The sequence below is a fragment of the Micromonospora haikouensis genome, assembly GCF_900091595.1.
In the GTDB taxonomy this organism is placed as follows: Bacteria; Actinomycetota; Actinomycetes; order Mycobacteriales; family Micromonosporaceae; genus Micromonospora; species Micromonospora haikouensis.
Genome location: NZ_FMCW01000001.1, coordinates 196,708 through 214,358, shown reverse-complemented (window position 1 = coordinate 214,358; position 17,651 = coordinate 196,708). Strand labels below are relative to the sequence as shown.

Genomic DNA, 17,651 nt, shown 5'->3' with positions numbered 1-17,651 from the left:
GTGCTCCTGCCTCACAGTGCCGGTGGGGTGAACGTGCCGACCGCGGACTCCAGCGCGGCGGCGACCCGGTACATCCGGTCGTCGGCCATCGTCGGGGCCATGACCTGCAGGCCGACCGGCAGCCCGTCGGAGAGGCCACACGGCACCGAGATGCCCGGCCCGCCGTACAGGTTGGTCGGGATCGTGTAGAGGTCGGCCAGGTACATCTGGTACGGGTCGGAGGTGCGCGCGCCGATCGGGAACGCCACGAACGGGGTGGTCGGCGAGATCAGCGCGTCGACCCGCTCGAACGCGGCGGTGAAGTCGCGGGTGATCAGGGTGCGGACCTTCTGCGCCTGCCCGTAGTAGGCGTCGTAGTAGCCCGAGGAGAGCGCGTACGTGCCGAGCATGATCCGGCGCTTGACCTCGGGGCCGAAGCCGGCGTCCCGGGTCAGCGACATGACCTCTTCGAGGGACCGGTTGCCGTCGTCGCCCTCCCGCAGCCCGAACCGGACGCCGTCGAAGCGGGCCAGGTTCGAGGAGCACTCGCTCGGGGCGATCAGGTAGTACGCCGGCAGCGCGTACGTGAAGTGGGGGCAGGACACCTCGACGATCTCCGCGCCGAGCTTGGCCAGGGCGTCGACGGAGTCGCGGAACGCCGCCGCGACGCCCGGCTCCGCGCCCTCGCCGGAGAACTCGGTGACCACGCCCAGCTTCACGCCGGTCAGGTCGCCGGTCGCGCCGAGCCGGGCGGCGGCCACCACGTCGGGCACCGGCTGCGGGATGGAGGTGGAGTCGCGCGGGTCGTGGCCGCCGATGGCCGCGTGCAGCAGCGCCGCGTCGAGCACCGTACGCGCGCACGGGCCGGGGGTGTCCAGCGAGGAGGAGAACGCCACCAGGCCGTAGCGGGAGGTGCCACCGTAGGTCGGCTTCGCGCCGACGGTGCCGGTGACCGCGCCCGGCTGGCGGATCGAGCCGCCGGTGTCCGAGCCGATGGCCAGGGGCGCCTCGTACGCGGCGAGCGCGGCGGCGCTGCCGCCACCGGAGCCGCCGGGGATGCGGTCGGTGTCCCACGGGTTGCGGGTCGGCCCGTACGCCGAGTATTCCGTGGAGGAGCCCATCGCGAACTCGTCCATGTTGGTCTTGCCGAGCATCACCGTGCCGGCGGCGCGCAGCCGCTGCACGATCGTCGCGTCGTACGGCGGGCGCCAGCCTTCCAGGATCTTCGACCCGACGGTGGTCGGCACGCCCTTGGTGGTGAGCACGTCCTTGACGGCGACCGGCACGCCCGCGAGGGGGCCGAGTTCCTCACCGGCGGCCCGGCGCTCGTCGACGGCGCGGGCGGCGGCGAGCGCGCCGTCGGCGTCGACGTGCAGGAAGGCGTTCACCCGGTCGTCGACGGCGGCGATGCGGTCCAGGTGGGCCTGGGTCACCTCGACGGCCGAGGTCTGGCCGCCGGCGACGAGGCCGGCGATCTCGACGGCGGTCAGCTTGGTCAGGTCGGTCATGACGCCACATCCTCGTCCAGGATCCGCGGGACGCGGAACCGCTGCTCCTCGGCGTCGGGCGCGCCCGACAGGGCCTCGGCCGGGGTCAGGCCGGGCACCACCACGTCCTCGCGCAGCACGTTGGTCAACGGCACGGAGTGGGACGTCGGCGGGATGTCCGCCGCGGCGACCTCGCCGACCTGGGCGACCGCCTGGAGGATCGTGTCGAGCTGGCCGGCGAAGGTGTCCAGCTCCTCCTCCGTGACGGCGAGCCGCGACAGTCGCGCCAGGTGCGCGACCTCCTCGCGGGAGATGGCGGCCATCAGTGCCCCCTTCTGGCTGTCCTGCTGCATCTGGCGGTGGCTTGCCGCGCGCCGGGAACGACGATGACGCGCGGTGACCGCAGCGAGTCTATTGCCCGGCACCGGCCGGGCGTCCCCGACTCCCCCTGCGGCCGGCGCGGCGGCGGGGTCAGCGGGCCTGCGGGGGCCGGCTCTCCGCCTCGCGGGCCGCCGGCCGCAGCGGCCGGTAGCGGGCCAGCCAGTCGGTCAGCTCCCCGGCGGGCATGGGCCGGGCGTAGAACCAGCCCTGCGCCACGTCGCAGCCGGCGGCGTGCAGCAGCCGCCAGGTCCGCTCGTCCTCCACGCCCTCCGCGACGACCCGCAGCCCGAGCGCCCCGGCCAGCTCGATCATCGACCGGACGATCGCGGCGTCGTCGGCGTCGTCGGCCATCCCCAGCACGAACGACCGGTCCACCTTGACCTCCGACAGCGGCAGCCGGCGCAGGTGCTGCATGCTGGAGTAGCCGGTGCCGAAGTCGTCCAGCGCGATGGCCACCCCGATGGCGTGCAGCCGCGAGATGGTCGCCAGCACCCGGCGGGGGTCGGCCATCAGCGCGCCCTCGGTGATCTCCAGTTGCAGCCGGTCGGGCCGGACGCCGTAGCGGGCCAGCCGGTCGGCGATCTGGTCGGCGATCTCGCCGGTGTGCAGGTCCCGGACGCTGACGTTGAGCGCGGCCCGCAGGGTGATCCCGGCCGCCGACCACTTCGCGAGCTGCTCCACCACGTCGTCGACGACGCGGCGGGTGAGCAGCCGCATCACGGCGCTCTGCTCGGCGACCCGGATCAGCTCCTCCGGGTCGACCATGCCTCGGCGCGGGTGCCGCCAGCGCAGCAGCGCCTCGACGCCCACGACCTCGCCGGTGGCGATGGCGACCTGCGGCTGGTAGTACATCGTGATCCGGCCGGCGCCGTCGGCGTCGCCGCGCGCCGGCCCGGCCTGCGGCGCCGGCACCACGGCGTCCGCCCCGCCCGGCTCGGCGTCGGGCTCGGCGTCGGGCTCGGCGTCGGGCTCGGCGTCGGGCTCGGCGGCCCGCCGGCGGATCGGGTCGGCGGCGGTGACGATCCGGTTGATCAGGTCGTCGGGGTGGTCCGGCTCCGCGCGTTGCCGGTGCCGGCGGGCCCGCCACCGGCCCGGCCCGGCGGGTGCCGGCCGTCCCGCGTCGACCGGCCCGCCCGCCGCCGCGGGGAGGGCCGCCGGCAGCGCGGCCCCGTCGCCGCCGCGCGCACCGACCGGCGCGTCGCGCTCCGCCGACCCGACCGGCCCCGCCTCGAGTACGCGCCGCAGGTCGGCCAGGAGCCCCAGCCGCTCGGCCGAGTTGTGGTCGGACTCGGCGGCGTAGACGGCGATGGTGTCGTTGCGGTGCTTGGCGTCGTACATGGCGACGTCGGCGTGGCGCATCAGCGTGGCGAAGTCCTCGCCGTGTTCGGGATACATGGCGATGCCGATGGAGCCGCCGACGTCCAGCGGCAGCCCGTCCAGCGACACCGGCTCGGCGAGCGCGGCGACCAGCCGCTCGGCCGTGGCGCGGGCGGCGTCCACGCCGGTGAGCCCGGTGCTGACGATGGCGAACTCGTCGCCGCCGAGGCGGGCGAGCAGGTCCCGCTCCCCCACCGCGCCGGCCAGGCGGGCGCTGACCTCGATCAGCAGGCGGTCGCCGACGGCGTGGCCGAGCGCGTCGTTGACGTTCTTGAACCGGTCCAGGTCGATCAGCAGCAGCGCGAGCTGGGCGTCCGGTTCGTTGCGCGCGGAGCGCTCGGCGTGCAGGTGGACCTGCTCGGCGACCTCGGCCAGCAGCGCCTTGCGGTTGGGCAGGCCGGTGAGCGGGTCGAGCGCTCCGAGGTGCTCCTGCTCGGCGGCGAGCCGGGCCATCCGGTACACCGCGAACAGCGGCACCAGCACCAGCGGGATCAGCGCGGCGCTGGCCCGGGCGGCGGCCACCAGCACCGGGGCGAGCAGCAGCAGCGACCCGGTGGAGATCAGCTCGTACCCCAGGCCGGACCGCACGCCGGGCCACCAGCGGTCCGCGAAGCGCAGCCGGATGGCGGTGCTGACCAGGCCGTAGTTGACCGCGAACCAGACGGCGGTCGCCGCGCCCACCGCCAGCACGTCGACCGAGCGCAGCCGCCCGCCGGCGAAGATGCTCCCCGGCCCCAGGGCGGTGACCGCCGAGGCGGCGGCGAGGGCGCAGGCGTACTGGGCGGCGTTGAAGCCGGAGCGCCACGCGGCGTGCCCCATCCGCCAGCCGGAGACGACCACCGCCACGGTCTGCACGGCGACGGCGGGGCCCAGCCCCCAGCCGAGCAGGATGGCGAAGGTGAAGCAGGTGGACGGGAAGACCGCCGACGACTGCCGCCGCCCGGGCGGCACGAACGGCCGCGCGTCGCAGACGACGGCGAGCGCCGCCATCGTCCAGAACGCCGTCGGCAGCTCGGCGAGCCGGCCCGCCAGCGCGGCCAGCGGCCCGACAGAAAGCAGCACCGCCAGCGCGGCGACGGCGGCGACGAAACCGAAGAAGGGCGTCACCCGTCCCGGCGGGACGGAGTTTCGCGGATCGACGGCCTCCATCGCACCTCCCGGGCAGCGGTCGCGGCGGGCCCTGTGCCCGCCGTGACCACCATGAAACGCCCTGGGTGCCGCTTTTCAGAGATGACAGCCGCGAATCGGTCCTAGTCGTAACTAACTTGGTATACGCGGCCAGGTGCGGTCAAGGTGCACCGGCGGTCGCCCGTCGCGGGCCCGCCACGCTCCCGCTCGGGTCACTCGCCGACCCGGGCCACCTCCCGGGCCGCGTCCGGGCCCTGATCGAGCAGGACCCGGAAGCCGTCCTCGTCGAGCACCGGCACCTTCAGGGTGGCCGCCTTGTCGGCCTTGGACCCCGGGTTGTCGCCCACCACCACGAATCCGGTCTTCTTGGAGACCGAGCCGGTGACCTTGCCGCCCCGCACCTGGATCGCCTCGGCGGCCTGGTCGCGGGAGAACCCGCTCAGGGTGCCGGTCACCACGACCGTGAGCCCCTCCAGCGGGCGCGGCCCCTCGTCGCCGGCCTCCTCCGCCATCCGTACGCCCGCCTCGGCCCACTTGCGGACCACCTCGCGGTGCCAGTCGACGGTGAACCACTCGACGATGCTGGCCGCGATCGTCGGGCCGACGCCGTCGACCGAGGAGAGCTCCTCCTCGCTGGCGGCCTGGATCGCCGCCATCGACCGGAAGTGCCGGGCGAGGGCCTGGGCGGCGGTCGGGCCGACGTGCCGGATGGAGAGCCCGACCAGCACCCGCCACAGGTCGCGTTCCCGGGCCACGGCGAGGTTGTCGAGGAGCTTGGCGGCGTTGCTGCCGAGGCTGCCGTCCTTGTTGACGAAGAACGGCGACCGGGCCAACTGCTCGGCGTCGAGCCCGAACAGGTCTCCCTCGTCGGTGATGACCTGCGCGTCGAGCAGCGCCGCCGCGCCCTTGTAGCCGAGCACCTCGATGTCGAACGCGCCCCGGCCCGCGAGGTGGAAGACCCGCTCGCGCAGCTGCGCGGGGCAGCTGCGGCTGTTGGGGCAGCGGATGTCGACGTCCGCCTCCTTCTCCGGGCGCAGGGCGGTGCCGCAGGAAGGGCAGTCCGCTGGCATCTCGAACCGCTTGGCGTCGGCGGGGCGCAGGTCGACCACCGGGCCGAGCACCTCGGGGATCACGTCGCCGGCCTTGCGGATCACCACCGTGTCGCCGATCAGCACCCCCTTGCGCTCCACCTCACGGGCGTTGTGCAGAGTGGCGTAGGCGACAGTGGAACCGGCCACCAGGACCGGCTCGAGCAGGGCTCGCGGGGTCACCCGGCCGGTGCGCCCGACCTCCACCTCGATGTCGAGGAGCTTGGTGTTGACCTCCTCCGGCGGGTATTTGAAGGCGATCGCCCAGCGCGGGGCCCGGCTGGTCGAGCCGAGCCGGCCCTGGATGGAGACCGGGTCCACCTTGACCACGACCCCGTCGATCTCGTGCTCGACGTCGTGCCGGTGCTCGGCGTAGTACGCGATGAACTCGGCGACGCCGGCCAGGTCGGGCACGACCCGCCAGCGGTCGCTGGTGGGCAGCCCCCACGAGCGCAGCGCCGCGTACGACTCGGACTGCGCCGTCGGCGTGTAGCCGCGCCGGGCGCCGATGCCGTGCACCACCAGCCGCAGCGGCCGGGAGGCCGTGATCCGGGGGTCCTTCTGCCGCAGGCTGCCCGCGGCGGCGTTGCGCGGGTTGGCGAAGGGCGCCTTGCCCTGCTCGACGAGACTCGCGTTGAGGTCGGCGAAGCCGGCGATCGGGAAGTAGATCTCGCCGCGCACCTCGACGAACTCGGGCACGTCGGGGAAGTCGTCGGACGGCGTCAGCCGCGCCGGCACGTCGCGGATGCTGCGGACGTTGGCCGTGACGTCCTCGCCGGTGCGCCCGTCGCCCCGGGTGGCGGCCCGCACCAGCCGGCCCTTCTCGTAGGTGAGGTTGATCGCCAGCCCGTCGACCTTGAGCTCGCAGAGGTAGGGCACCGGGCCGCCCGCGTCCCGCTCCACCCGCTCGGCCCAGGCCGCCAACTCCTCGTCGGCGAACGCGTTGTCGAGCGAGAGCATCCGCTCGGCGTGGGTGACCGGCGTGAAGTCGGTGGAGAAGGTGCCGCCGACCCGCTGGGTCGGCGAGTCGGGGGTGCGCAGGGCGGGGAACTCGGCCTCCAGGGCCTCCAGCTCGCGCAACTGCCGGTCGAAGTCGGCGTCGGAGATGGTGGGGGCGTCCAGCACGTAGTAGCGGTACTGGTGTTCGGTCAGCTCCTGGCTGAGGGTGGCGTGCCGCTCCCGCGCCTCGGGGGTCGGCTCGGGGCCCGCCGCCGCCTCCTGCGCCGGGCTCACCTGCTGTGGAACGGCTTCCTCGGACATGCTGCCGGCTTCGGACACCGTGTCGACCTCCCTGTTCACGCTACCCCCGCACCGTATCGGGACGGTGGGACAATCCGCGGCCTGGGCGGAGCAGCCGACGTCACGCGAGGGAACGTGGGCAGTTGCGGTGCCTAGGGAGCTGAGTCACCAACGACATCACCCCGCCACCGGCCCACCCACCGCCAGGCCACCCGCCACCGAGCCACCCGCCGCCGGTCCACCCGCCACCGAGCCACCCGCCGCCGGTCCACCCGCCGCCAGGCCCCGCCGCGAGCCACCCACCGCCCAGGCCCCCCACCACCAGGCCACCCCCACCCCGCGATGATCGTCTGCTGATTTTGGAGGCGACACGCCGACGCCCGTCTCCATGATCAGCAGACGATCATCGCTGGCTTCGGCACACAGCCTGCCCTGTCGCTGCGTCTCCCCGGGAACGCCGCACGATGTCCGAGGCGCTCCGGCCGGCAACGAGTCGGCATCGCGTATGCGGGTCGACCTGCGGCCTCCAGCCTGCGCCCGACCCGCCTCAACGAGGATCGGTCGGGACAACGCGAGCAGCGCGTTCAGGCCGCCACATTGCCCCACCGCCTTACCGCCCTACCGCCTCGCCGCCGAACCGCCCCACCGCTGCCGGGCCGCTGGCGCACCGCCGAGCATGTCGCCGCCCGTGGTCGGGCTGCCTCGCAGGGCGCTGATGTCGTATTCGACTCAGCTCCCTATGTCCCGGCAGCAGTCATCCGCCCTCGACCCGCCGCCGGCTCGGGGGGTGGGTCGAGAGGCAGGCGGGGGAAGAGAGCAGTCGGGGGCGAAGAGAAAGGCAGTCGGCCGGGGAGCAGTCAGTCGAGTCCGGCGGCGAGGGCGGCGAGTTGGTCGGCGTACTCGATGCGGGTGGCCCAGTCGGTCGGCCAGGCCGGCAGGCCGTGCGCCGCGCCGACGAACGCGCCGGCCAGGGCCGCGATGGAGTCGGAGTCGCCAGCGGTGGTCGCGCCGCGGGCCAGCGCGCCGACCGGGTCGTCGGCGTGCCACAGCGCGCAGAGCAGCGCGGTCGCCAGGGCCTCCTCGGCCACCCACCCCTCGCCGGTACGCCGGCACGGGTCGCCGCCGTCGTCGGGGCGGGTCAGGGTGGTGGTCAGACGGCCCAGTGCGCCCAGGCACTCGTCCCAGCCGCGGGCGATGAACTCCTGCGGCGAGTCGACGCCGGGACGCTGCCACAGGTCGCCGAGCCAGTCCGACCGGTAGACCCGGCGCTGCTCCCGGGCCCGGTCGGTGAGCAGCGCCGGCAGCTCGGCCAACGCGGCGCCGTCGCGCAGCAGGCGGACCGCGTACGCCGTCAGTTCGCTGGCGGCCAGCCCGGTCGGGTGGCCGTGGGTCAGGCCCGCCTGGAGCTGGGCGAGACCGGCCAGGGTGTCCAGGTCGACGGCGAGCAGCCCGACCGGGGTGACCCGCATGTTGGCCCCGCAGCCCTTCGAGCCGGCCACGGTCGCCTCCTGCCAGCGCACCCCCCGGGACAGCTCGGCGCAGGCCCGCAGGCAGGTCATGCCCGGCGCGCGGTTGTTGTCGGGGCTGACCGCCCAGGCCAGGAAGCGCTCGCGAAGCAGCGGCTCAACCGCCGCCGGGGTGAGCGCGGGCGCGTCGTGCAGCGCCCAGGCCACCGCAAGCGCCATCTGGGTGTCGTCGGTGACCAGCGCGGGGTCGCCCTCCAGCTCGCGGGGGCCGGACGGGCCGTAGCGGCGGTGAATCTCGGCGACGGTCAGGAACTCGGTCGGGCGGCCCAGCGCGTCACCGTAGGCCAGGCCGAGCAGCGAGCCGGAGGCCCGCCGGAGCGAGGAGTCGATCACCCGTGTGATCATGCCGCGCCCCGGCGATCCCCGCCATGCGACGGGACACAGACGGGCCGGTCGGTCCCGGGTCAGTCCCAGCAGAGGCAGAACGGGTGACCGGCCGGGTCGGCGTAGACCCGGAACCCCTCCCCCTCGCCGTCGAGCCGGCGCGCGCCCAGCGCCAGCACCGCCCGCTCGGCCGCCTCGATGTCGGTGACGGTGACGTCGAGGTGGAGCTGCTGTGGCCGCTCCGGGTCGGGCCAGGTCGGCGGGCGCAGGTCGGGGGCCTTCTGGAAGGCCAGCCGGGGGTGCTGCCCCACCGGGCCGCCGAGGACCACCCACTCGTCGCCGTCGGAGTCACCCTCCGCCAGCGGCAGGCCCGTCAGCTCGGCGTAGAACGCCGCGAGGGCACGCGGATCGGGGCAGTCGATCACGGTGCTGCGCAGTTGTCCGATCATGTGCGTCATCCTGCCCGCGGGGTGCGACAGGAAACCTCAGTCCTCGGCGAGTCGCCGGCCCGCGTCCCGGCACGCCGCGAGCACCGCCCGCACGTGCTGCGGCGTGGCCCCGGCGAGGCCGCAGGCGGGGGTGACCACCACCTGCTCGGGCAGCCGGCGGCGCGGGAAGCCGAGGCGGTCCCAGAGCTGGCGTACCCGATCGGCGACCTGGGCGGAGGTCGGCGCGCGACCGCCGGGCGGCGGGGTGGCCGGTGCGGCGCCGGCCAGCAGCCCGAGCCCGGCGTCGATGGCCTCGCCGAGCGGGTCCAGATCCTTCACCAGGGCGAGGTCCAGGGCGACCCCGGCCGCGCCGGCCGAGCGGATCAGCTCCAGCGGGACGTCCGGCGCGCAGCAGTGCACCACGACCGGCACGCCGACGGCCTCGACCACCGTGCGCAGCAGGTCCGCCGCGTCGGGCTGCGGCACCGACCGGTACGTGCCGAAGCCGCTCTCGGTGGGCACCCGCCCGGCCAGCACGGCCGGCAGGGACGGCTCGTCGAGCTGGAGCAGCACCGAGGCCCGGGGCAGCCGGCGGGCGACCGCCGCGAGGTGGGCGCGCAGCCCCTCGGCGAGGGAACCGGTGAGGTCCCGCACCGCGCCGGGGTCGCGCAGCATCCGGCCGCCGATCGGCAGGTCGATGCCGGCGGCCAGGGTGTACGGGCCGGCGGCCTGCACCTTGACCGGGCCGGCGTACTCCTCGGCCTGCTCGGCGAGCTGGTCGAGGTCGCGTTCCATGAGGTCCCGGGCCCGGCGCAGCTCCCGCCCCGGGCGGGGGGCGACCCGCCAGTGGGCCGCGTACAGCTCGACGGGCAGCTCGACCAGCAGGCCGCCGGTGCGGCCGATCAGGTCCGCCCCGGGGCCGCGCGCCGGCAGCTCGGGCAGGTGGGGCAGGGCGGGCAGCTCCCCGAGGACGATCCGCTGCGCCTCGGCGATGTCGGTGCCGGGCAACGAACCGATGCCGGTCGCCGCGCCGAGGGGCCAGGGCCACGCGCTAGCTGTCACGGGCGAAGGGTACCGGTCGGCGGCCGGCGGCACGCGGCGATGGTCGCACAGCCGGGCACCGCGCACGCGGCGCTGGGCTGCGCACGCGGCGCTGGTCGAGCCGGGCGGCGCGTCAGCCGGCGATGGTGGCCGAGCCGAGCACCACGTCGCCGGCCGGGTCGGGCCGGTACGCGACGACGGCCTGGCCGGCGGCGACCCCGCGCACCGGGCGGCGCAGCTCGGCGCGCAGCGTGTCGCCGGTCAGCTCGACCGTGGCGGGCACCACGTCGCCGTGGGCGCGCAGCTGCACCTCGCACTCGATCGGCCCGTCGGGGCGCTCGCCGCCGGTCCACACGGGACGGTCGGCGCGCACCGTGGAGACCTCCAGCGCCTCGGCCGGCCCCACCGTGACGGTGTTGGTCTTCGGGGTGATGGAGAGCACGTAGCGGGGACGGCCGTCGGGGGCGGGCCGGTCCAGGTGCAGGCCCCGGCGCTGCCCCACCGTGTACGCGTACGCGCCGGTGTGGCTGCCGACGACCGCGCCGGTGAGCGCGTCGACCACCTGGCCCGGCGCCTCGCCGAGCCGGCCGGCGAGGAAGCCCCGGGTGTCGCCGTCGGCGATGAAGCAGATGTCGTGCGAGTCGGGCTTGTCGGCGACGGCGAGGCCGCGCCGGGCCGCCTCCTCGCGGACCTGGGCCTTGGTCGAGTCGCCGAGCGGGAAGACCGACCGGTCGAGCTGGGCGCGGGTCAGCACCGCGAGCACGTACGACTGGTCCTTGGCCGCGTCGACGCTGCGGCGCAGCAGCCCGTCGGGGCCGAGCCGGGCGTGGTGGCCGGTGACCACCGCGTCGAAGCCCAGCGCCACGGCCCGGTCCAGCACCGCCGCGAACTTGATCTTCTCGTTGCAGCGCAGGCAGGGGTTCGGGGTGCGGCCGGCCGCGTACTCGGCGACGAAGTCGTCGACCACGTCGGCGTGGAACCGGTCGGCCATGTCCCACACGTAGAACGGGATGCCGAGCACGTCGGCGGCGCGGCGGGCGTCCCGCGAGTCCTCCAGCGTGCAGCACCCGCGCGCCCCGGTGCGGTACGTCTGCGGGTTGCGGGCCAGCGCCAGGTGCACGCCGGTGACGTCGTGCCCGGCCTCCACGGCCCGCGCCGCCGCCACGGCGGAGTCGACCCCGCCGGACATGGCCGCCAACACCCTCACCCCGTCACGCTCCCTTCCCCGCTCCGAGCGTACCGGTCAGCGGGGAGCGCGCAGGGCGGCGGCGCGGCGGGCCCGCTCCACCGCCGCCGGCAGGGCCGCCACGAGCGCGTCGACGTCGGCCTGGCCGCTGGTGTGGCCGAGGCTGAAACGCAGCGAGGAGCGGGCCCGGTCGTCGTCGGCGCCCATCGCGATCAGCACGTGGGAAGGCTGGGCCACCCCGGCCGAGCAGGCCGAGCCCGTGGAACAGGCGATGCCCTGGGCGTCGAGCAGCAGCAGCAGCGCGTCGCCCTCGCAGCCGGGAAAGGAGAAGTGCGCGTTGCCGGGCAGCCGGTCGTCGGGGTCGCCGTTGAAGACGACCTCGGGCACGGCGTGCCGGACCCGCCGCACGAGGTCGTCGCGGAGGGCGGCGACGCGGGCCGCGTACTCCTGCTGGCCCTTCACCGCCGCCTCGACGGCGACCGCGAAGGCGACGATGCCGGCGGTGTCGAGGGTGCCGGAGCGCACGTCGCGTTCCTGGCCGCCGCCGTGCAGCAGCGGGGTGGCCGCGACGTCGCGGGCGAGCAGCAGCGCGCCCACCCCCGCCGGGCCGCCGAGCTTGTGCCCGGTGACCGTCAGCGCGGAGACGCCGCTGGCGGCGAAGTCGACGGGCACCTGGCCGACCGCCTGGATCGCGTCGGTGTGGAACGGCACCCCGTGCTCGGCGGCCACGGCGGCCAGCGCGGCCACCGGCTGCAGGGTGCCCACCTCGTTGTTGGCCCACATCGCGGTGACCACGGCGACGGCGTCGCCGTGGTCGGCCAGCTCGGCGCGCAGCGCCTCCGGGTCGAGCCGGCCGGCGGCGTCCACCGGCAGCCAGCCCACCTCGGCGCCCTCGCGTTCGGCCAGCCAGTCGACCGTGTCGAGGACGGCGTGGTGCTCGACGGCGCTGGAGACCACCCGGCGGCGGGCCGGGGAGGCGGCCCGGCGGGCCCAGAAGATGCCCTTGACCGCCAGGTTGTCGCTCTCCGTCCCACCGCCGGTGAAGATCACCTCGGAGGGGCGGGCGCCCAGCGCGGCGGCCACCCGCTCGCGGGACTCCTCCACCCGGCGGCGGGCGCGCCGGCCCGCCGCGTGCAGTGACGACGCGTTGCCGACCTCGCGAGCGGCGGCCACGTACGCCTCCAGTGCCTCGTCGAGCATCGGAGTCGTCGCCGCGTGATCCAGGTATGCCATCGCCGCTCAGCCTACTGACCGGCCTCGCGCCGGCCCGACTCCGGAGGTCACCCGCGCCCCGGGGCGCCAGGACCCCGGGGCACGACCGCTCACACCGGGACGGCGGTGACGACGATGTTGTCCCGGTATCGGCGGGTCTGCGGGTCGAACGGGCCGCCGCAGGTGATCAGCGTGAGCCGGGGGCTGCCGTCGCGGGCGAAGTACCGGTCCAGCGGGATCTTCGTCTTGGCGTACTCCTCGCGGGCGACGACCCGGTACTCGCGCGTCGTCCCGTCGCCGCCGGTGGCGGTGACGGTGTCGCCCCGGTCCAGCTCCCGCAGCCGGAAGAACGCCCCCCTGCCCTGTTCGGCGCTGTCCACGTGGCCGGCGATCACCACCGACCCGGCGTCGGCGGACAGGCCGGGGCCGTACCGGTACCAGCCGATCCGGTCCACGCTGGGCGGGACCTCGAACTCGTCGGTGCGCGGGTTGACCCCGACCGGGTCGACGCGGGCGGTGACGTCGATCGCCGGGATGCGCAGCCGCACCGGCGGCACGGTCGCGTCGCCGGCGGGCAGCTCGCCGGCCGTGACCGGCACCGACGGGCCACCGGGGGCGCTCGCGGCCGGCGATCCGGTGGCCACGGCCAGGGCCGCCGCGTCGTCCGCGCCGACGTCCTCGGCGGGCTGCGAGCCGCAGGCGACCACGGCGGCGACGGTGAGCGCGGCAGCGCCGGCGGCCATCGCCGCCAGCGCGCCGCGGTTGCGCACCGTCACCGGCGGGACGTCCGGGCCGTGGCGGCCACCCGGACGCCGCCGCCGACCAGCAGCAGGACGCCGGCGCCGGCCAGCACGTACCACCAGGTCTGCACGCCGGTGCCGGCCTGGCCGCCGGTGCCGCTGGGCACGCCGCCCGGGGCGGAGTGCAGGCCGGTGATGGTCTGCGCGACCAGGTCGAGGTTCTTGGCCTCGGCCGAGCCGATCGCGTAGACGATGGTGGCGGTGCCCTCCTTCAGGTCCAGGTCGGCGGGGCCGATCGCCACGGTGTCGGTGCCGGCGAGCACCACGTCGGCGGAGACGGTGCCGGCGTCGACGTCGGCCTTCGCCTCGTTCGGGTTGGTCAGGTCCTCGAAGACGGGCTTTCCGCCGGCCCGCACGTCCACGGCCGGGGCGGCGGCGGTGTGCCGGACGATCAGCCGGGCCTTGCCGGCGTCGACCTTGGCGGTGTCGTTGGCGAACGGCGTGATCCTGGGCTTGCCGGCCTCGTCGAGGTGCGCGGCGAGGCTGATGTTCGCCCCGCCCGGCACCTCGGCGTCGTCGACGGTGAGGATCGCCTTGTCGAGCGCCTCGCCGGGCTTGGTCAGGGCGATGTCGTACGCGCCCTGCTCCAGGTCGAGCGGGCCGGCCACGTCGCCGGGCTTGAAGTTGTCGAGGGTCTTCTTGCCGTTGACGTACACGTCGACGGGGGTGTCGGGGATGCCGTGCACGACGGAGACCTTGCTGGTGGCGGCGTAGGCCGGCGTGGCGGTGAGGGCGCCGGCACCGGCGAAGGTCAGCGCGGCGACCGCGCCGCCCGCGGCGACCCGACGGAAGTACGAGAGCTGCATGTCTGCCTCCTGGTGGTTCGTGCTGGTTCGTCAGGCCTGGCTTGCAGAACGGGTTACGCCGGCTCCCGCCGCCCCGGATGCGCCCTCCGACGACTTCTTTTTCTTTCCGGCGGGCGCATCCACGGGGGCCCTCGACGGCGAAGAGCAGGTGAGACAGGTGCGGACGCACGAGGCGCGAAGGTGGGGCGATGACGGCGGGGGTTACAGTCGGGCATGCTCCACGGAAGGCGAACCGCCCGGTGACAGCGGTGCAACAGGAACCCGAGCCACCACCCCAGGACGACCTCGCCGAGCGGTTCCGCGCGGGCGACGAGGCCGCCCTGCGCCAGGCGTACGACCGGTACGGCCGGGCGGTGCTGCACCTGGCCACCAGCACGCTGGCCAACCGCAGCGACGCGGAGGACGTGACCCAGGCGACCTTCGTCGCGGCCTGGCTGGGGCGGGACACCTTCGATCCGTCCCGGGGGTCGCTGATCGGCTGGCTGCTCGGCATCGGCCGGCGCAAGGTCGTCGACCGGCTGCGCGCCTCCGCGCGGGAGAACCGCGTGGTGGAGACGGTGCGGCAACTGCCCGATCCGGCCCCGACCGGCCCGGACCCGGACACGGTCGTCGACCGGCTGGTGGTGGCCGACGAGCTGGCCCGGCTTCCCGACGACCAGCGTCGGATGCTGGAGTTGGCGTTCTACGACGACCTGACCCACCAGCAGATCGCGACGGTCACCGGCGTGCCGCTGGGGACGGTCAAGAGTCACATCCGGCGAGGTATGGCGAGCCTGAAACGCAGATGGGAGGTGGACGGTGCAGCACCTGGACCACGACCGGCTGGTCTTCCTGGCGCTCGGTGAGAGCGAGGCGGACGACGGTGAGGCCCGCCACCTCGACGCCTGCGCGCACTGCCGGGCCGAGGTGGACGGCCTACGGCACGTCGCCGGCCTCGGCGCCGGCACCCAGGGGCTGGGCGACCTGCCCGACCCGCCCGAGCACGTGTGGCAGGGGATCGTCGCGGAGGTCGCGGCGGCCGAGGCGCTGCCCTCGCTCGGCGACCGCCGCGCCGCCGGGCCGCCGGAGACCGCCCCGACACCGGCGAACGGCGCGGCGCGGCCCGGCGGGGCCGGTGGGCGGCGTCGCCGGTTGCCCCGCTGGGCGGTCACGGCGGTGACGGCGGCAGCCGCCGCCGCGGTCGGCGTGGTGGGCACCTTCGCCGTGCTGTCGGGCTCCGCCGACGAGCCCCGGCCACCGGAGCGCGTGGTGCTGGCCAGCGGGGCCCTGACCGCGTACGGGACGACGCCGCGCGACGCCAACGGGGACGCCCGGGTGTTCACCGACAACCAACTGCACCTGCATGTGGCGAATCTCCCGGCGGTACCGGGGTACTACGAGGTCTGGCTCATCGACCCGGCGACCATGCGGATGTTCTCGGTCGGCGTGCTGAACTCCGGCACGGGGGACGCGCTGCTACCGTTGCCGCCGAACGTCGACCTCCGGACCTACTCGGTGCTGGACGTCTCCGCCGAGCAGTACGACAACAAGCCCGCCCACTCCGGCGACAGCCTGCTGAGGGGCACCCTGACGGGCTGATCGGCGGGCCGGATCAGCTCCCCGGCCCGCCGATCAGCTCCCCGTGACAGGCACGGTCGAAGGGGGCCACCCGATCCCGGGTGGCCCCCTTCGGCGTTTCGCCCCGGGTCCCCCGGGGGGGGTGGCTCACTTGCGCTTGCGGATCTCCTCGGCGGCCTGCGGCACGACCTTGAACAGGTCGCCCACCACACCGAAGTCGGCCAGCTCGAAGATCGGGGCCTCGCCGTCCTTGTTCACCGCGACGATGGTCTTCGAGGTCTGCATGCCGGCCCGGTGCTGGATCGCGCCGGAGATGCCCAACGCCACGTAGAGCTGCGGGGAGACCGTCTTGCCCGTCTGGCCCACCTGGAACTGGTGCGGGTAGAAGCCGGAGTCGACGGCCGCACGGGACGCGCCGACGGCCCCGCCGAGCAGGTCAGCCAGCTCCTCGACCAGCTTGAAGTTGTCGGCGTTGCCGACGCCTCGGCCGCCGGAGACGACCACGGACGCCTCGGTGAGCTCGGGGCGGGAGCCCTTCTGCTCGGCGACCCGGTCGACGACCTTGGCCAGCTTGTCCGCCTCACCCACGGTCACGGTGAGCTGCTCGACGGCGGGGGTGGCGGGGGCCGGGGCCGGGGTGAGCGAGTTCGGCCGCACGGTGACCAGCGGCAGGCCCTTGGTGACCTTCGACGTGACGATGGTCGAGCCGGCGAACGCGACCTGCGTGGCGGTGCCGTCGGCGGCGAGGGCGACCACGTCGGTCAGGATGCCGTTGTCCAGCTTGACGGCCAACCGGGCGGCGATCTCCTTGCCCTCCTGGGCGGAGGCGAGCAGCACGGCGGCCGGCTGCACCCGCTTGACGAGGTCGGCCAGCACGGTGGCCTTCGGGGCCACCAGGTAGCCGTCGATCTCCTCGCTCTCGGCCGCGTAGATCTTCTCCGCGCCGTACTCGCCCAGCTTCGCGCTCAGCGCCTCGGCCGCGCCGGGGCCGCCGAGCACGACCGCGCTGGGCGTGCCGAGCTCGCGGGCGAGGGTGAGCATCTCAAGGGTGACCTTCTTGACGCCGAACTCGCGGGTGGCTTCGACGACGACGAGAACCTCAGACATGACCTGCACCCCTCACACGAACTTCTCGGTGGCGAGGAACTCGACCAGCTGCGCGCCGCCGGAGCCCTCGTCGGTGACCTTCGCGCCGCCGGAGCGCGGCGGGCGCTTGCTGTGCTCCAGCACGGTGCTGGTCGCGCCGTCGAAGCCCACCTCGGCCGGGGCGACGCCGAGGTCGGCCAGGGACAAAGTGCGCACCGGCTTCTTCTTGGCGGCCATGATGCCCTTGAAGGACGGGTAGCGCGGCTCGTTGATGGTGTCCCACACGGAGACGACGGCCGGGGTCGAGGCGGTGACCACCTCGTAGCCCTCCTCCGTCTGCCGCTCCACGGTCAGGGTGGAGCCGTCGACGGTGAGCTTGCGCGCGCCGGTCAGCGCGGCCACACCCAGGCGCTCGGCGATCATGTGCGGCATGACCTGGACCCGGCCGTCGGTCGACTCGGCGCCGCAGATCACCAGGTCGGCGTTGAGTTGACCGAGGGCGGCGGCGAGCACCTTCGAGGTGGCCACGGCGCAGGACCCGTGCAGGGCGTCGTCGACGACGTGCACGGCGGCGTCCGGCCCCATCGACAGCGCCTTGCGGATCGACTCGGTCGCCCGGTCCGGACCCATGGTCAGGATCGTCACCTCGCCCCCGTGCGCCTCCTTGATCTTCAACGCCTCCTCGATGGCGTACTCGTCCATCTCGTTGATGACGTTGCTCGCCGAACCGCGGTCGACGGTGTTGTCGTCAGGACGCAGGTTGCGGTCCGCGCCCGAATCGGGCACCTGCTTGACGAGTACGACGATGTTCATCGCGCTTCGACGACCCCTCCTGTTGGTGTGGCGATCCCTCGCCAGGTCACGGGCGCAGCCTCCCGCGAAACTTAACGATCGGTCAACCACGGGCTGCTGTGCACTTGCCCACGCGCCAATGTTACCCGCAAGTAGCATCGGCTCCCGGGGGCCTCAGGGTGACACAGCTCACCGCGCGCCCCGACTCCGGGGC

15 protein-coding genes are annotated in these 17,651 nt (G+C 74.8%); 2 read left to right on the top strand and 13 right to left on the bottom strand.

Features of this window, described 5'->3' with window-relative positions; genetic code table 11:
* Positions 1-11: 11 nt before the first annotated feature.
* The 11 genes from gatA to GA0070558_RS00840 form a co-directional block, all read right to left on the bottom strand.
* On the bottom strand, positions 12-1,487 hold the full coding sequence (gatA, locus tag GA0070558_RS00895) for an Asp-tRNA(Asn)/Glu-tRNA(Gln) amidotransferase subunit GatA (protein WP_091274417.1): 1,476 nt from the start codon (positions 1,485-1,487) through the stop codon (positions 12-14).
* Complete coding sequence (gene gatC, locus GA0070558_RS00890; protein ID WP_007075103.1) at positions 1,484-1,789, bottom strand: Asp-tRNA(Asn)/Glu-tRNA(Gln) amidotransferase subunit GatC; 306 nt, start codon at positions 1,787-1,789, stop codon at positions 1,484-1,486. The genes gatA and gatC overlap by 4 nt, the downstream gene beginning before the upstream one ends.
* A gap of 148 nt (positions 1,790-1,937) precedes the next feature.
* Positions 1,938-4,373 carry a putative bifunctional diguanylate cyclase/phosphodiesterase gene (locus GA0070558_RS00885; protein ID WP_091274414.1) on the bottom strand — a complete coding sequence of 812 codons (2,436 nt, stop codon included), beginning with the start codon at positions 4,371-4,373 and terminating at the stop codon, positions 1,938-1,940.
* Positions 4,374-4,564: 191 nt separating this feature from the next.
* A complete protein-coding gene (gene ligA, locus GA0070558_RS00880; protein ID WP_091274777.1) occupies positions 4,565-6,700 on the bottom strand; it encodes an NAD-dependent DNA ligase LigA in 2,136 nt (711 codons plus the stop codon).
* A gap of 836 nt (positions 6,701-7,536) precedes the next feature.
* Entirely contained in the window at positions 7,537-8,550 is a 1,014-nt protein-coding gene (locus tag GA0070558_RS00870; RefSeq protein ID WP_091274408.1) for an ADP-ribosylglycohydrolase family protein, read from the bottom strand.
* 59 nt (positions 8,551-8,609) lie between these two features.
* Entirely contained in the window at positions 8,610-8,978 is a 369-nt protein-coding gene (locus tag GA0070558_RS00865) for a VOC family protein (protein ID WP_176734049.1), read from the bottom strand.
* 36 nt (positions 8,979-9,014) lie between these two features.
* On the bottom strand, positions 9,015-10,019 hold the full coding sequence (locus GA0070558_RS00860) for a uroporphyrinogen decarboxylase/cobalamine-independent methonine synthase family protein (protein WP_077936554.1): 1,005 nt from the start codon (positions 10,017-10,019) through the stop codon (positions 9,015-9,017).
* Positions 10,020-10,131: 112 nt separating this feature from the next.
* Positions 10,132-11,205, bottom strand: coding sequence for a tRNA 2-thiouridine(34) synthase MnmA (mnmA, locus tag GA0070558_RS00855; protein WP_091274406.1), 1,074 nt, complete (start codon positions 11,203-11,205; stop codon positions 10,132-10,134).
* Positions 11,206-11,241: 36 nt separating this feature from the next.
* Positions 11,242-12,417 (bottom strand): cysteine desulfurase family protein, encoded by a 1,176-nt coding sequence (locus GA0070558_RS00850; protein WP_091274403.1) that lies wholly within the window; start codon positions 12,415-12,417, stop codon positions 11,242-11,244.
* 89 nt (positions 12,418-12,506) lie between these two features.
* The gene (locus GA0070558_RS00845) at positions 12,507-13,172 is read right to left on the bottom strand and encodes a class F sortase (RefSeq protein ID WP_077936548.1); all 666 of its coding nucleotides are present in this window, start codon (positions 13,170-13,172) and stop codon (positions 12,507-12,509) included.
* On the bottom strand, positions 13,169-14,002 hold the full coding sequence (locus GA0070558_RS00840; protein ID WP_077936547.1) for a DUF4397 domain-containing protein: 834 nt from the start codon (positions 14,000-14,002) through the stop codon (positions 13,169-13,171). Before GA0070558_RS00840 ends, GA0070558_RS00845 begins: the two co-directional genes overlap by 4 nt.
* A 188-nt stretch (positions 14,003-14,190) precedes the next feature.
* Between GA0070558_RS00840 and GA0070558_RS00835 the strand changes: the two genes are divergently transcribed.
* Positions 14,191-14,847 (top strand): RNA polymerase sigma factor, encoded by a 657-nt coding sequence (locus tag GA0070558_RS00835; RefSeq protein ID WP_176734048.1) that lies wholly within the window; start codon positions 14,191-14,193, stop codon positions 14,845-14,847.
* The gene (locus tag GA0070558_RS00830; protein WP_091274400.1) at positions 14,801-15,580 is read left to right on the top strand and encodes an anti-sigma factor; all 780 of its coding nucleotides are present in this window, start codon (positions 14,801-14,803) and stop codon (positions 15,578-15,580) included. The genes GA0070558_RS00835 and GA0070558_RS00830 overlap by 47 nt, the downstream gene beginning before the upstream one ends.
* Positions 15,581-15,706: 126 nt before the next feature.
* On the opposite strand, the gene GA0070558_RS00825 is transcribed toward GA0070558_RS00830, so the two are convergent.
* Positions 15,707-16,666 carry an electron transfer flavoprotein subunit alpha/FixB family protein gene (locus tag GA0070558_RS00825; RefSeq protein ID WP_077936553.1) on the bottom strand — a complete coding sequence of 320 codons (960 nt, stop codon included), beginning with the start codon at positions 16,664-16,666 and terminating at the stop codon, positions 15,707-15,709.
* A 12-nt stretch (positions 16,667-16,678) separates the two neighbouring features.
* On the bottom strand, positions 16,679-17,458 hold the full coding sequence (locus GA0070558_RS00820) for an electron transfer flavoprotein subunit beta/FixA family protein (protein WP_077936545.1): 780 nt from the start codon (positions 17,456-17,458) through the stop codon (positions 16,679-16,681).
* Positions 17,459-17,651: the final 193 nt, after the last annotated feature.

What these genes read in the sequence shown, in the direction of transcription:
- gatA (WP_091274417.1), bottom strand. Translation starts at nt 1,487, where the DNA reads ATGACCGACCTGACCAAGCTGACCGCCGTCGAGATCGCCGGCCTCGTC.
- gatC (WP_007075103.1), bottom strand. Translation starts at nt 1,789, where the DNA reads ATGGCCGCCATCTCCCGCGAGGAGGTCGCGCACCTGGCGCGACTGTCG.
- GA0070558_RS00885 (WP_091274414.1), bottom strand. Translation starts at nt 4,373, where the DNA reads ATGGAGGCCGTCGATCCGCGAAACTCCGTCCCGCCGGGACGGGTGACG.
- ligA (WP_091274777.1), bottom strand. Translation starts at nt 6,700, where the DNA reads ATGTCCGAGGAAGCCGTTCCACAGCAGGTGAGCCCGGCGCAGGAGGCG.
- GA0070558_RS00870 (WP_091274408.1), bottom strand. Translation starts at nt 8,550, where the DNA reads ATGATCACACGGGTGATCGACTCCTCGCTCCGGCGGGCCTCCGGCTCG.
- GA0070558_RS00865 (WP_176734049.1), bottom strand. Translation starts at nt 8,978, where the DNA reads ATGATCGGACAACTGCGCAGCACCGTGATCGACTGCCCCGATCCGCGT.
- GA0070558_RS00850 (WP_091274403.1), bottom strand. Translation starts at nt 12,417, where the DNA reads ATGGCATACCTGGATCACGCGGCGACGACTCCGATGCTCGACGAGGCA.
- GA0070558_RS00840 (WP_077936547.1), bottom strand. Translation starts at nt 14,002, where the DNA reads ATGCAGCTCTCGTACTTCCGTCGGGTCGCCGCGGGCGGCGCGGTCGCC.
- GA0070558_RS00835 (WP_176734048.1), top strand. Translation starts at nt 14,191, where the DNA reads ATGACGGCGGGGGTTACAGTCGGGCATGCTCCACGGAAGGCGAACCGC.
- GA0070558_RS00825 (WP_077936553.1), bottom strand. Translation starts at nt 16,666, where the DNA reads ATGTCTGAGGTTCTCGTCGTCGTCGAAGCCACCCGCGAGTTCGGCGTC.
- GA0070558_RS00820 (WP_077936545.1), bottom strand. Translation starts at nt 17,458, where the DNA reads ATGAACATCGTCGTACTCGTCAAGCAGGTGCCCGATTCGGGCGCGGAC.